Origin of the sequence: Streptomyces sp. NBC_01485 (genome assembly GCF_036227125.1) — a bacterium.
Taxonomy (GTDB): domain Bacteria; phylum Actinomycetota; class Actinomycetes; order Streptomycetales; family Streptomycetaceae; genus Streptomyces.
In genome coordinates this window covers 7256301-7268985 of the sequence record NZ_CP109435.1, presented here as the reverse complement: position 1 = coordinate 7268985, position 12685 = coordinate 7256301, and the positions used below count along the sequence as shown (strand labels likewise).

Sequence of the window (12685 nt, the reverse complement as noted above, 5' to 3'; positions counted from 1 at the left end):
GAGCAGCCCGCGAGGAGCAGCAGCACCACGGCGACCAGCAGTCTCGTCCGCATCAGCTCTTCACCGCCCCGGCGAGCATGCCGCCCGTGATCCGCCGCTGGATGAGCGCGAAGACGACCAGCGAGGGGAGGGTGGCGAGGAACGCGGCGGCGGCCAGCGGCCCCAGGTCGGCAACGCCTTCCGCGCCGATGAAGTGGGTCAGGACGACCGGCAGCGTCTGTTTCTCCGGCGTCTTCAGCAGCACCAGGGCGAAGAAGAACTCGTTCCACGCGGTGATGAAGGTGAACAGCGCCGTCGCGACGATCCCCGGTGCCAGCAGCGGCGCCGTCACCGAGACCAGCGTCCGCAGCCGCCCGGCCCCGTCGATCGCCGCCGCCTCCTCCAGTTCGACGGGCACGGCCCGGACGTATCCGACGAGCATCCACAGCGCGAACGGCAGCGCCCACACCACGTACACCATCACCAGCCCCGGCACGGAGTCGATCAGCCGCAGGTTCTTCAGCACCAGGAACAGCGGGATGATCACCAGCACGAACGGGAACGCCTGGCTGACCACCACCCACCCGGACACGGCCCGCGCGAGCCGGTTGCGCTGCCGGGCCATGACGTACGCCATCGGCAGGGCGAGCGCGACGGCGATCACGCCTGCGCCGAGCGCGGCGAGCAGGGAGTTGAACGCGGCGTGCAGCAGGGGCTGTTCGTCGAACGCCTGGCGGAAGTTGGCGAGGGTGGGATGCTGCGGGATCCAGGTGGGGTGCAGGCTGCCCAGTTCGCGGGGCGGCTTGAACGCGACGGAGAGCAGCCAGAGGAAGGGGAAGGCGAGGAAGACGAGGTAGGCGAGCAGGGCCGTGTACTGGCCGGCGCGGGCCGCGGGGCGGGTCCTCACGCGTCGTCACCTCCCCTGATCCGGCCCACCAGGAAGAGGGCCAGGAACACCGAGATCACCGCGACCATCACACAGCCCATCGTCGCCGCGTACCCGAACTGGCCGTAGCGGAAGGCCTCTTCGTAGGCGAAGAGCATGGGCAGCCGGGTGCGGCCACCGGGTCCGCCGCTGGTCAGCACGTAGACGAGGGCGAAGGAGTTGAAGTTCCAGATGAAGTTCAGCGCCGTGACGGCGAGGGCGATGGGTCTGAGGGCCGGCCAGGTGACCGTGCGGAAGCGGCGCCAGGCGCCCGCGCCGTCCACCGCTGCCGCTTCGTGCAGGTCCCGGGAGGTGTTCTGCAGTCCGGCGAGCAGCGTGACCGTCGTCTGCGGCATGCCCGCCCACACGCCCACGACGATCACCGCGGGCAGGGCGGTCGCCAGGCCGCTGAGCCAGTCCCGACCGTCGCCCAGACCCAGGTCCCGCAGGGTCTCGTTGAGGATGCCGGCGTCCGGGCTGTAGACGAGCCGCCACATGACGCCGACCACGACCTCGGGCATCGCCCACGGGATGATCGCCAGGGCGCGGGCGAGTCGGCGCAGCCGTAGGTCCTCGTTCAGCAGCAGGGCGAGGCCGAGGGCGAGCAGGAACTGCGGAACCGTCACCCCGACCGCCCAGACCAGGCCGATCCGGAACGACTCCCAGAACAGGGTGTCGTGCAGCAGGTCGGAGAAGTTGAGGGCGCCGATCCACCGGGTGGGCGAGGTGCGGCCCGACTGGGCGTCGGTGAACGCCAGCAGGATCCCGTACAGCAGCGGGCCGACGCTCAGCACCAGGATGGGGATCAGGGCGGGGAGGACGAGGAACCAGGCGCCGGGGCCGGCGGTCGCGCGCGGTGGGCCGGTGCCGGAAGCGCGGCGCTCCGCCCGTCCGCGCACCGTCCGTCTCCTGGCCGTTCCTCTCTTCTCCGTCCGTCTCTTCTCGGTCGCCAACGACACGAAGACGTCCCCCTTCCCGCGGCTGTGACGGGCCCCGCCATGGTCGTGAAGGTGCTGTACGCCGTCAAGACACCGCGCGCACACCGTGATCTGTGCGAATGCGACACTGACCGTCGGATGGCCGGATCCCGACGCCATCCGGTGGGGCCGGGCGCAGAACGCGCAGAACGACACGGAGGCGGGCGATGGACGAGGCACGGGCGCGGGACGTACTGGCCGCGGCGGGGGTACTGCCCGGCCCGGCGGCACACGCGCGGCTGCTCGCCCTGGGCGAGAACGCGGTGTTCGCCGCCGGTGACCTGGTGGTGAAGGTGGGCCGGGACGCCGAACTCCTCGACCGCGCCCGGCGCGAGCTGGACGTCGCGGCCTGGCTCGCCGAGGCGGGCGTGCCGGCGGTGCGGGCGGCCGAGCCCAAGCCGCTGCTGGCCGAGGGACACCCGGTGACGGTGTGGCACCGGCTGCCCGACCCGGTACGGCCCGCCGAGCCACGGGATCTGGCCGAACTCCTGCGCCTCGTGCACGCCTTGCCCACCCCCTCCTTCGGACTGCCCCCGCGCGAACTGCTGTCGGGAGTCGAACGCTGGCTGCGGCTCGCGGGCGACGCGATCGACCCGGCGGACGCGGCGTTCCTGCGCGAGCGCCGCGACGGCTTCGCCACGGCCGCCGCCGCGCTCACCCCGCACCTGCCGCCCGGCCCGATCCACGGCGACGCGCTGCCCCGCAACGTGCACATGGGCCCGGACGGTCCGGTCCTGGTCGACCTGGAGACCGTCTCCGCCGATCTGCGCGAACACGACCTGGTGGTCATGGCGCTCTCCCGCGACCGCTACGGCCTGCCCGCCCAGGCGTACGACTCCTTCACCGAGGCATACGGCTGGGACGTACGGGAGTGGGCGGGCTGCGCGGTCCTGCGGGGCGCCCGGGAGACCGCGAGCTGTGCCTGGGTCGCCCAGCACGCGCCCACCAACCCCAAGGCGCTGGCGGAGTTCCGGCGCCGGGTGGCGTCGCTGCGGGACGGGGACGAGGCGGTGCGGTGGTACTCGTTCTGATCCGCGCGCTGCGGGCGTGGCGGGCCGCACGGCGGTCGGGCGAGCGGCGGTCGGGCGAGCGGCGGTCAGGCGAGCGGTAAGGGCGATCTCCCCACCGGCCCCGGCCCCCGCCCCCGCCCCCGTCTTTCCCTCTCCCCCGGAGGGCGTCAGACGGTTTCCCCCGCCACCTCTCGCATCGGCCAGACCCCGTCCACCACCGCGTCCGCGTCTCCCTTGCGGCGCAGGAAGTCCTGGAAGTCCGCCGCCCACTCGGCGTACCACTCGATCTGGCGGCGGTGCAGCTCCGCCGGGCCGAGGGCCGCGACCTTGGGGTGGCGGGCGGCTATCGCGCCGGCGAGGCGGGCCGCGGCGAGGGCGTCGGCGGAGGCGTCGTGGGCCTTCGCGAGGGGGACGCCGTACTCGGCGCAGACCGCTTCGAGGTTGCGTTTGCCGCGCCGGTAGCGGTCGACCGAGCGGTCGATGGTGTACGGGTCGACGACCGGCGCCGGGTCCGGGCCGCCCAGGCGCTCACGCAGCGAGGGCAGGCCGTGGCGGCGCAGCTCGGCGGAGAGGAGGGTGAGGTCGAAGGCGGCGTTGTAGGCGACGACCGGGACTCCGGTGCGCCAGTACCCCACGAGGACCTCGGCGATCGCGTCCGCGACCCGGTCGGCGGGGGCGCCCTCGGAGGCCGCCCGCTCGTTGCTGATCCCGTGCACCGCGACCGCGTCCGCCGGGATCTCCACGCCCGGGTCCGCCAGCCATTCGCGGCGGCCCAGAACCTGCCCGTCCCTGACCTCGATCACGGCTCCCGTGACGATGCGCGCCTCGCGCGGATCCGTCCCGGTCGTCTCCAGGTCGAAGCCGATCAGCAGCTCCCGGTACCAGGCCATGATGGCCCCCCTTCTTGGTGGTGCTTCCCCCAGTGGTCTCCACCCTCGCATGCACCACTGACAATCAGAGGACCGCGTTCCGCTTACCCCGGTCCGCTTACCCGGTCCACCCGGTTCAGGACACCGGTCGGGAATCGGCCCAGGCGAGCTCGAACTCCTCGCGGTATGCCGAGAAAAGTCCGCCTTCGTCCACGTCGCCCGACTTGACCACCCGGTTGCCGTTGCGCAGCACCAGCACCGGCGCCTCCATGCCGCGCATGCGTCGCAGGTAGGACTGGATCACGGCGATGCCGTCGGTGCCGTCGCCGTCGACGAGGTAGGCGGTGAAGCGGGGCGTCTCGTCGTACACCTGGATCTGGAAGGCGCCGGGGTCGCGCAGCCGGGCGCGGACCCGGCGCATGTGCAGGATGTTCATCTCCACCGCCCGGCTCAACTCGCCCCGCTTCATGCCGAGTTCGCGCTCGCGGCGCTTGACCGCGCTGGAGGCGGGGTTGAGGAACAGCAGCCGGACGCGGGCCCCGGCCTCGGCGAGGCGGACCAGCCGGCGGCCGGAGAAGTTCTGCACGAGCAGGTTGAGGCCGATGCCGATGGCGTCGAGGCGGCGGGCGCCGTCGAACATGTCCTCGGCGGGGAACTGGCGCAGCAGCCGCACCCGGTCGGTGTGGACGGCGACCACGTCCGCGTACCGGTCGCCGATGAGGTCCTCGACGGCGTCGACGGGCAGCCGGCGCGCGGAGGGCACGTCGCCGCTGGTGCCGAGCATCTCCAGCAGGCGCGAGGAGGCCCGTTCGGCCTGGTTCAGGACGGCCTCGGACAGGGCCCGGTTGCGGGAGACGACGTTGCGGGTCACCTCCAGCTCGTCCAGGGCGAGTTCGACGTCCCGGCGGTCGTCGAAGTACGGCTCGAAGCACGGCCAGTGCTGCACCATCAGCTCGCGCAGTTGCGGCAGCGTGAGGAAGGAGATGACGTTGTCGTCGGCCGGGTCGAGCAGGTAGCCCTTGCGGCGGCTGACCTCGCGGACGGCGACCGCGCGCTGCACCCACTCCTGCCCGGCGGGGCCGGCCGCGGCGACCACCCACTCGTCGCCGTTGACGGGCTCGTAGATGGGCCGCAGCACGGCGGCCACCACGGCGCGCAGCCGCTGTTCGACGAGGTTCAGCCAGATGTAGGCCCGGCCGGCCCGCTGGGCGCGGGTGCGCACCTCCCGCCAGGCTTCGGCGTCCCAGTCCAGCTCCGGTCCGATGGCGTTCGTCTCCATCGGCCGGGCCAGGGACACCGTGCCGGGCGGGGCGTCTGCGGAGCCTCCCCCGTGACCCTCGTCACCAGGGGGCAGCTCCAGCCCTCCCGAGCCCACCCGCGCACCGCCTTCCGCTCCCCCGAGCACTCCCCGTCCCAACGATCAAGGAAGGGTACTCCGGGAGCGGTGGGCGGTGCAGCCGGATGGACAGGTCGTTTCTCAACTACCGTTGTTCGGTTGTCCGTTCTGTCCCGCGAGGGCGGGCGGAGTGAGCGGATTCATAGCGGTGACGTCCCTGGGGGCGAGGGAGAAGCCCTGCCAGTGGACCGGCATGGGCTGCTGGTCCTCGTCGCGGGTGATGTGGTGGAAGCCCACGTTCACCCAGGCCACGGGGTGGGTGAGGGTCTGGCCGTCGACCCACTTGTCGACGGAGGTGCCGTGCAGCGGACTGCCGCAGATGCGCACGTTGTTGCTGGCGTACTGCTCGCACTTGTTGTACTGCGTGAAGTAGACGTCGTGCCGGGTGAAGGAGCGCCCGGGGTACTTGGTGGTGGCGCCGGGGACGAGCTCGTAGGAGCGCGCGTGGCCGTCCTTGTTCTTGCCGGTCGCGCTGACCACCCGCCACCAGCGCATGTTCTGTGCGTCGCCCGCGAGTTCCTTGGTGACGGCGGTGCGGGTGGTCTTGTTGGTCGGGCCCTGCTGTGCGCCGGCGGGCGGGCTGACGACCGAGTCGTACTGCTCCACCTTTGAGTTGGAGGAGCCGTCGAGGCCGAAGTCGAGCCGCCAGAAGACGTTGTGGTTGTGGCTGGTGGCGTAGGCCTTGGCGCCCTTGCCTATGGGCCAGCCGCGGCCGTCCCCGGCGTCGTAGTCGAAGGGCGAGAGGCTGCCGGTGGCGCCGACGTTCATGTTGATGGCGCCGTCGTCGGAGAAGCGCCACTCGGTGATGTACTCGTACCAGCCGACCTGGTTGACGGTGTAGACGAGCAGATCCTTGCCCTGGGCCTGGAAGACCTTGTTGCCCGTGTCGGACTGCATGCGGTAGGCGTGGCCCCGCGCGCGGGTCGTGGTGCACAGGCCCTTGACGTTCGGGCTCCCGGCGTCGAACGGGTCGGGGACCTTCACCGACCTGATGGTGCCGCCGGGGCACTCGGCGGGTGTCATATTGACCAGGCCCGAGCCGAAGTTGTAGTCGGTGATGTCGTTGTACTCGTTCTTGCCGTCGTCGTACGGCACGTGGATCTGGGCGATCTTGGCGCTGTTGAGGACCCTGATCGGCTTGGCCTCGCCGGGCGGCTGGTAGGAGACCTTCTCCAGGACGAGCCCCGACTTGGCCTCGAAGCGCCAGCACATGCGCCAGGTCGTGCCGGTGGAGAGCTTCTGTTCGATGCGGTAGGCGGCGCTGCAGTCGGCGGCCGCCGCGGGGGCCGCGGGGGCGGCCTTCGGCCGGGCGGCGGCCGGACCGGCTCCGGCGGTCACCCCGGCGGCCAGCGCGGCTACGGAGAGACCGACGACCGCCCCTTTGCGGGCACGGGTGATGCTGTTGACGCGCATGAGGACATGACTCCCTTTGCGTCCCTCACGGGAGGCAAGTTGGAAAAACGGACTGAGGGCAGGGCCCCTTGGATGCGGTGCGGTTCAGCCGGCGAGCCGGGCGACCTTACGGGTGCTGAGGTCGACGACCAGGGACCGGGCGTCGATCCACGGGCCGTTCTTCACCTTCGGCAGCAGCCGTACGCAGCGGTGTTCGCCGCACTTGTCGAGGGCGGCGGGCTCGGCGCCCGGCACCGCCCGGTACACCATGCTGGCGAGCCGCAGCTGGTCCGGGGAGGTGAGCTCCTTGCCGGTGGCGTCCTTGAAGTCGGCCTTCAGGCCCGCGCCCAGCGGGTCGGCGATCAGCAGCCGGGCCGCCTCGGTCTGCTCGGCGGCGCTCAGCGGCGGCTGGACGCCGTGCTCGGTACCGGTGGCCTCGACCTTGCCGGTGCCGAGGTTGACCGTCTTCGTGAGGAGCGTGTCGTCCTTGTAGTCGTAGAACGACACCTCCGCGCGGCGCGGCGCGCCGGGGTCGTCCACCTCGTCGGCCTCCGGCTCGGCGAGGTCCACGCCGAGGCGCTGCGGGCCGCGGTCGCCTTCCACGTCCTTACCGGCGCCGAGCTGCTGCCGGTTGAGCGCTATCTTCTCGACGCGCGCGATCTCGTCGTCGGTCAGCGGGTCTCGGCCCCGCCCCTTCGCGCCCTCGGCGGGCGCCTCCTGGACGACGCCGGGCTGTACGGCCGCGGCCGGGTCGCCCTGCTGCTGTCCGGCCGCCTGCCCGGTGCTCTGCCCGGCCTTGCCGCTTCCCTTGCCGCCGCCCGTGTCGTCCGCCCCCGCCGTGCCCGGCAGGGTGATCCCGACCATCAGGGCCGTCGCCGCCACCGCGATGGCCGTTCCCGCCACCACCTTGCCCAGATGGCGGCGCACTGTCGTGCGCACAATCTCCCCCTACTCCCCCTGTTGCCCGGGAGTACGTGTCTGCCCCACTGGTTCGGCATACGACGTCCTGCGGCGTCCTACGACGCACGCTGACGAACCACCATGTATGCCGTCGTATGCCGTCGTATGCACTGGTCGATCGATAAGAGGGACGCAAGTCACCGGTGGTTCCCTCAGTTTCCCGGAGACTCGACGCCAAGGCGCCCCCGGCGGGGCGGCTCACCTGAAAGAGTCGTGTCCATGCAGGTCTGGCCTGGAGAGGCGTATCCCCTCGGTGCCACATACGACGGCGCCGGCACGAACTTCGCGGTCTTCACGGAGGCCGCGGACCGAGTAGAGCTGTGTCTGCTGCACGACGACGGCTCGGAAACGGCGGTGGAACTGCGGGAGACCGACGCGTTCGTACGGCACGCGTACGTGCCGGGCATCATGCCGGGGCAGCGCTACGGCTTCCGGGTGCACGGCCCCTACGACCCCGGTCGCGGGCCGCGCTGCAACTCGGCGAAGCTGCTGCTCGACCCGTACGCGAAGGCGATCAGCGGAGCGATCCGGTGGGGCGAGGAGGTGTACGGCTACCACTTCGACGCCCCCGAGCGGCGCAACGACCTCGACTCGGCGCCGCACACGATGACGTCGGTCGTCGTCAACCCCTACTTCGACTGGGGCGACGACCGCCGGCCGCGCACCGAGTACCACCACACGGTGATCTACGAGGCGCATGTGAAGGGCCTGACGATGCGCCACCCGGGGCTCCCTGAGGAGCTGCGCGGCACCTACGCGGCCCTCGCGCACCCGGCGGTCATCGAGCATCTGACGGGGCTCGGGGTGACGGCCCTGGAGCTGATGCCGGTGCACCAGTTCGTCGACGACCACCGGCTGTCCGACATGGGCCTGAGCAACTACTGGGGCTACAACACGATCGGTTTCTTCGCCCCGCACAACGCGTACGCCTCCTGGGGCGACCGCGGGCAGCAGGTGCTGGAGTTCAAGTCGGCGGTGCGGGCGCTGCACGAGGCGGGCATCGAGGTCATCCTCGACGTCGTCTACAACCACACCGCCGAGGGCAACCACCTGGGGCCGACGCTGTCCTTCCGGGGCATCGACAACCAGTCGTACTACCGGCTGGCGAGCGACCCGCGCTACTACACGGACACCACGGGGACCGGGAACTCGCTGCTCATGCGGTCCCCGCACGTCCTCCAGATGATCATGGACTCGTTGCGGTACTGGGTCCTGGAGATGCACGTCGACGGGTTCCGTTTCGACCTCGCGGCGACGCTGGCGCGCCAGTTCCACGAGGTGGACCGGCTGTCGTCGTTCTTCGACCTGGTCCAGCAGGACCCGGTGGTGTCCCAGGTGAAGCTGATCGCGGAACCGTGGGACGTGGGCGAGGGCGGCTACCAGGTGGGGAACTTCCCTCCGCTGTGGACCGAGTGGAACGGCAAGTACCGCGACACCGTGCGGGACGTGTGGCGGGGCGAGGCGCGCGCGGTCGGCGAGTTCGCCTCCCGGCTGACCGGCTCCTCGGACCTCTACCAGGACGACGGCCGGCGCCCGCTGGCCTCCATCAACTTCGTGACCTGCCACGACGGGTTCACCCTGCACGACCTGGTCTCCTACGACGCCAAGCGCAACCAGGCCAACGGGGAGGACGACCGGGACGGCGAGAGCCACAACCGGTCGTGGAACTGCGGCGCGGAGGGCGAGAGCGACGACCCGGAGGTGCTGCGGCTGCGGGCCCGTCAGATGCGCAACTTCATCGCCACGCTGATGCTGTCCCAGGGCGTGCCCATGCTCAGCCATGGGGATGAGTTCGGGCGCACCCAGAAGGGCAACAACAACGCCTACTGCCAGGACAGCGAGCTGGCCTGGGTCCGGTGGCCCGACGGCGAGGAAGGCGACGGCGAGGAGCCCGACTCCGGGGGAGCCGCAGCCGGGGGAGGCGCGGCCGAGCTGCTGGACTTCACGCGCGCGTTGGTGTGGCTGCGCAAGGAGCACCCCGTCTTCCGGCGGCGCCGTTTCTTCCACGGCCGGCCCGTGGAGGGCACCCACGACGAGCTGTCGGACATCGCCTGGTTCACGCCCGAGGGCGCGGAGATGACACAGCGGGACTGGGACCGGGCGCAGGCGTCCGCGCTGTCGGTGTTCCTCAACGGCAACGCGATCTCCGAGCCGGGCTCGCGCGGCGAACGGATCACCGACGACTCCTTCCTGCTGATGTTCAACGCCTCCGCCAAGACCCTGGAGTTCGTGGTCCCGGTCGACCACGGCCGCCAGTGGCAGGTGGTCGTGGACACGGCGAACCCGGCGGCGGTGGCGCAGGGCGCGGGCCCGAAGGTGCAGGCCGGGGCCCGGCTGACGCTGGTGGACCGCAGCATGACGGTCCTGCAACGGCCGACCTGACCGGCTCACGGGCGCCGGCCCGACCCGCCCGGAGGGGGATACGGGAGAGGGGGCGTGACACGAAACGCGGCAGGGCGGGTACGTAGGTGGTCATGACCTCTGAGCGACGTGACGCCTCCGTTCCCGTGCCGCCCACGGCGACCTACCGGCTGCAGTTGCAGCCCGAGTTCCCGTTCAAGGCCGCGGCGGCGGCCGTGCCGTACCTGGCCTCGCTCGGCGTCTCGCACCTGCACCTGTCCCCCGTCCTGGAGGCCGTGCCCGGTTCCCCGCACGGGTACGACGTCGTGGACCCCACGCGCGTGCGTGCGGAGCTCGGCGGCGAGGAGGGGCTGCGGGCGCTGGCGCGCACCGCGCGGGAGCACGGGCTCGGGCTGGTCGTGGACATCGTGCCGAACCACATGGCGATGGCCCCGCGCCACAACCGCGCCCTGTGGGAGGTGCTGCGCGAGGGCCCGAAGTCGCCGTACGCGCGCTGGTTCGACATCGACTGGGAGGCGCGGGGCGGGCAGATGCTGCTCCCGGTGCTCGGCGGTCCCGTCGGCACGGAGCTGGAGCAGCTCCGGGTGGACGGCGACGTGCTGCGCTACCACGACCACGCCTTCCCCCTCCGCGAGGGCACCGCGCACCTGCCGCTGCCGGGGCTGCTGGACGCCCAGTGGTACCGGCCGGTGTGGTGGCGGCTGGCCCGCACCGAGCTGAACTACCGGCGCTTCTTCAGCATCTCGGAGCTCATCGGGGTGCGGGTGGAGGACCCGGAGGTGTTCGAGGCCACCCACGGCACGATCCTGCGGCTGCTGCACGAGGGCGTGGTCGACGGGCTGCGCGTCGACCACCCCGACGGCCTCGCCGACCCCGACGCCTACCTGGAGCGGCTGCACGAGGCGAGCGGCGGCCGCTGGACGGTCGTCGAGAAGATCCTGGCCGACGGGGAGCGGCTGCCGGAGACCTGGCCCGTCGCCGGCACCACCGGCTACGACGCCCTGCGCCGCGTCGACGGCCTCTTCACCGACCCCGCGGGGGCCGGGGAGCTCCTGGCCCGCTACCGGCGCTTCGCGGCCCCCCAGCCGGACCGGGGCGGCGACTGGGCGGCGACTGTGCGGCGGGCGGCGTACGGGGTGCTCCGCCACGAACTGGCGGCCGAGACGGACCGGCTGACCCGGCTGGCGTCCCGGGTGTGCGCCGCGTCGGCCGACCCGACGCTGCGGGACCGGGCGCCCTGGGCGCTGCGCACGGCTCTGGAGGAGCTGCTCGTCCGTCTGGAGGTGTACCGGCCGTACACCTCGGGCGACCCGGCGGCCGTCGTCACCGAGGAGGCGGCCGAACAGGCGCGGCAGGCGTTCGCCGTGCCGGAGGAGGCGGGCGCGGTCGACGTGGTGCGGGGCCTGGTGCTGGGCGGGGAGGGTCCGGCGGGGGCGGAGTTCCGGGCGCGGTTCGCGCAGACGTCGTCCGCGCTGCGGGCCAAGGCGGTGGAGGACACGGCGTTCTACCGGTACGTGCCGCTGCTGTCGGCGAACGAGGTGGGCGGCGCCCCCGGCCGCCCGGGCGTGTCCCCCGACGGCTTCCACGCGTACTGCGCGCGCGTGCAGCGCGACTGGCCGGCCACCGGGACGGTCGTGTCGACGCACGACACCAAGCGCAGCGCCGACGTACGCGCCGCCCTCGCCGTGCTCACCGAGTGCCCGCGGCGCTGGACGGACGTCCTGGAACAGGTCCCCCACGCGGAGGAGGCCGCGGCGGACCGCGCGACGGACGGGCAGGTGGCGTGGGCGGCCTGGCAGACGGTGTTCGGGCTGGGCCCGGCGGCCCCGGAGCACGTCCGGGAGCGCGTCCAGGAGACGCTGTTGAAGCACGCGCGCGAGGCGGGAATGTACACGAGCTGGACGGAGCAGGAGCCGTCGTACGAGGAGGCGGTGGCCGCGTTCGTGGCGGCGGGTCCGTGCGGGGCGCCGGGCGAGCGGGTGGCCGCGCTGCGCGCCGCCCTGGAGCCGTACGTCCGGGCGAACGTGCTCGGCACGGCGCTGGTGCATCTGACGATGCCGGGGGTGCCGGACGTCTACCAGGGCACGGAGAGCGAGTGCCGGGCACTGGTGGACCCCGACAACCGGCGCCCGGCGCGGTTCCCGCCGGAGGATCCCGGCGTCAAGGGCGCGGTGACGGCGGCGGCGCTGCGGCTGCGCCGACGGCGACCGGACGTCTTCGGGGACTCGGCGACGTACGAGCCGCTGCCCGCCGAGGGAGCGGCCGCCGACCACTGTCTGGCGTTCGCCCGCTCCGGGCGGGTCGTCACGGCCGTGACCCGGCTGTCGCTGCGGCTGGCGGAGGCGGGCGGCTGGCACGAGACCCGGCTGGCGCTGCCGCCGGGCAGGTGGGTCGACGTCCTGGCCGCGGAGCAGGGGTCCACACGGGAGTTCACGGGGCACGCGCGCGTGGCGGAACTCTTCGAACGGCTGCCGGTGGCGCTGCTGGAGCGCGCCGGTGATCTTCGGCCGTGACAGGTGACGGTCAGGTGCACGTAATGGGGTGGTGTCGCTTGACGCCGACCGACACCGCACGGTCGCGCGCATCCAGGAAGAGCTGGCGGCCCTGCTGGCCGGCATCACCATCGCCGACCCCGAGCGCTTCCGTACGGAACTGGACGCGATGGCAAGGGAGTTGAACGCCCATCTCGACCACGAGGAGAAGACGGTCGTCCCCCTGTTGGCGCATGTCCCCTGGCCGCCGGCGCGCGCTTCCGAGCGCCCCCCGGAGCCTCCCCCCAGGCGTTCTTGACAGTTCACAGCGGCCGTGGGGTACTG

General features: G+C 72.3%; 10 protein-coding genes. 4 read left to right on the top strand and 6 right to left on the bottom strand.

Going from position 1 to position 12685, the window contains the following annotated elements:
- Positions 1 to 52 precede the first annotated feature (52 nt).
- A complete protein-coding gene (locus OG352_RS32910; RefSeq protein ID WP_329221959.1) occupies positions 53 to 886 on the bottom strand; it encodes a carbohydrate ABC transporter permease in 834 nt (277 codons plus the stop codon).
- Positions 883 to 1803, bottom strand: a complete 921-nt coding sequence (locus OG352_RS32905; RefSeq protein WP_329221957.1) for a carbohydrate ABC transporter permease — start codon at positions 1801 to 1803, stop codon at positions 883 to 885. Before OG352_RS32905 ends, OG352_RS32910 begins: the two co-directional genes overlap by 4 nt.
- Positions 1804 to 2048: 245 nt before the next feature.
- Here OG352_RS32905 and OG352_RS32900 point away from each other — a divergent pair, with 245 nt between their 5' ends.
- On the top strand, positions 2049 to 2912 hold the full coding sequence (locus OG352_RS32900; protein ID WP_329221955.1) for a phosphotransferase enzyme family protein: 864 nt from the start codon (positions 2049 to 2051) through the stop codon (positions 2910 to 2912).
- A gap of 146 nt (positions 2913 to 3058) precedes the next feature.
- Here the strand turns inward: OG352_RS32900 and OG352_RS32895 are convergent, their stop codons facing one another.
- From OG352_RS32895 to OG352_RS32880, 4 genes are all read right to left on the bottom strand, one after another.
- Positions 3059 to 3781: a 3'-5' exonuclease gene (locus OG352_RS32895; RefSeq protein WP_329221954.1), complete on the bottom strand. Its 723-nt coding sequence runs from the start codon at positions 3779 to 3781 to the stop codon at positions 3059 to 3061.
- 115 nt (positions 3782 to 3896) lie between these two features.
- Positions 3897 to 5165 carry an SAV2148 family HEPN domain-containing protein gene (locus OG352_RS32890; RefSeq protein ID WP_329224050.1) on the bottom strand — a complete coding sequence of 423 codons (1269 nt, stop codon included), beginning with the start codon at positions 5163 to 5165 and terminating at the stop codon, positions 3897 to 3899.
- Between the two features lie 72 nt (positions 5166 to 5237).
- A complete protein-coding gene (locus OG352_RS32885) occupies positions 5238 to 6569 on the bottom strand; it encodes a copper amine oxidase (protein ID WP_329221952.1) in 1332 nt (443 codons plus the stop codon).
- Between the two features lie 84 nt (positions 6570 to 6653).
- Positions 6654 to 7487: a Tat pathway signal sequence domain protein gene (locus tag OG352_RS32880; RefSeq protein ID WP_329221950.1), complete on the bottom strand. Its 834-nt coding sequence runs from the start codon at positions 7485 to 7487 to the stop codon at positions 6654 to 6656.
- A 240-nt stretch (positions 7488 to 7727) separates the two neighbouring features.
- Here OG352_RS32880 and glgX point away from each other — a divergent pair, with 240 nt between their 5' ends.
- The 3 genes from glgX (at position 7728) to OG352_RS32865 (ending at position 12659) form a co-directional block, all read left to right on the top strand.
- On the top strand, positions 7728 to 9890 hold the full coding sequence (gene glgX / locus OG352_RS32875; RefSeq protein WP_329221949.1) for a glycogen debranching protein GlgX: 2163 nt from the start codon (positions 7728 to 7730) through the stop codon (positions 9888 to 9890).
- 92 nt (positions 9891 to 9982) lie between these two features.
- Positions 9983 to 12382, top strand: coding sequence for a malto-oligosyltrehalose synthase (gene treY, locus OG352_RS32870; RefSeq protein ID WP_329221947.1), 2400 nt, complete (start codon positions 9983 to 9985; stop codon positions 12380 to 12382).
- Positions 12383 to 12410: 28 nt separating this feature from the next.
- Positions 12411 to 12659 (top strand): hemerythrin domain-containing protein, encoded by a 249-nt coding sequence (locus OG352_RS32865; RefSeq protein ID WP_329221945.1) that lies wholly within the window; start codon positions 12411 to 12413, stop codon positions 12657 to 12659.
- Positions 12660 to 12685 lie beyond the last annotated feature (26 nt).

Bases quoted from the DNA above. Each gene is read 5' to 3' on its own strand.
- glgX (WP_329221949.1), top strand. From the start codon at position 7,728: ATGCAGGTCTGGCCTGGAGAGGCGTATCCCCTCGGTGCCACATACGAC.
- OG352_RS32900 (WP_329221955.1), top strand. From the start codon at position 2,049: ATGGACGAGGCACGGGCGCGGGACGTACTGGCCGCGGCGGGGGTACTG.
- OG352_RS32895 (WP_329221954.1), bottom strand. From the start codon at position 3,781: ATGGCCTGGTACCGGGAGCTGCTGATCGGCTTCGACCTGGAGACGACC.
- treY (WP_329221947.1), top strand. From the start codon at position 9,983: ATGACCTCTGAGCGACGTGACGCCTCCGTTCCCGTGCCGCCCACGGCG.
- OG352_RS32885 (WP_329221952.1), bottom strand. From the start codon at position 6,569: ATGCGCGTCAACAGCATCACCCGTGCCCGCAAAGGGGCGGTCGTCGGT.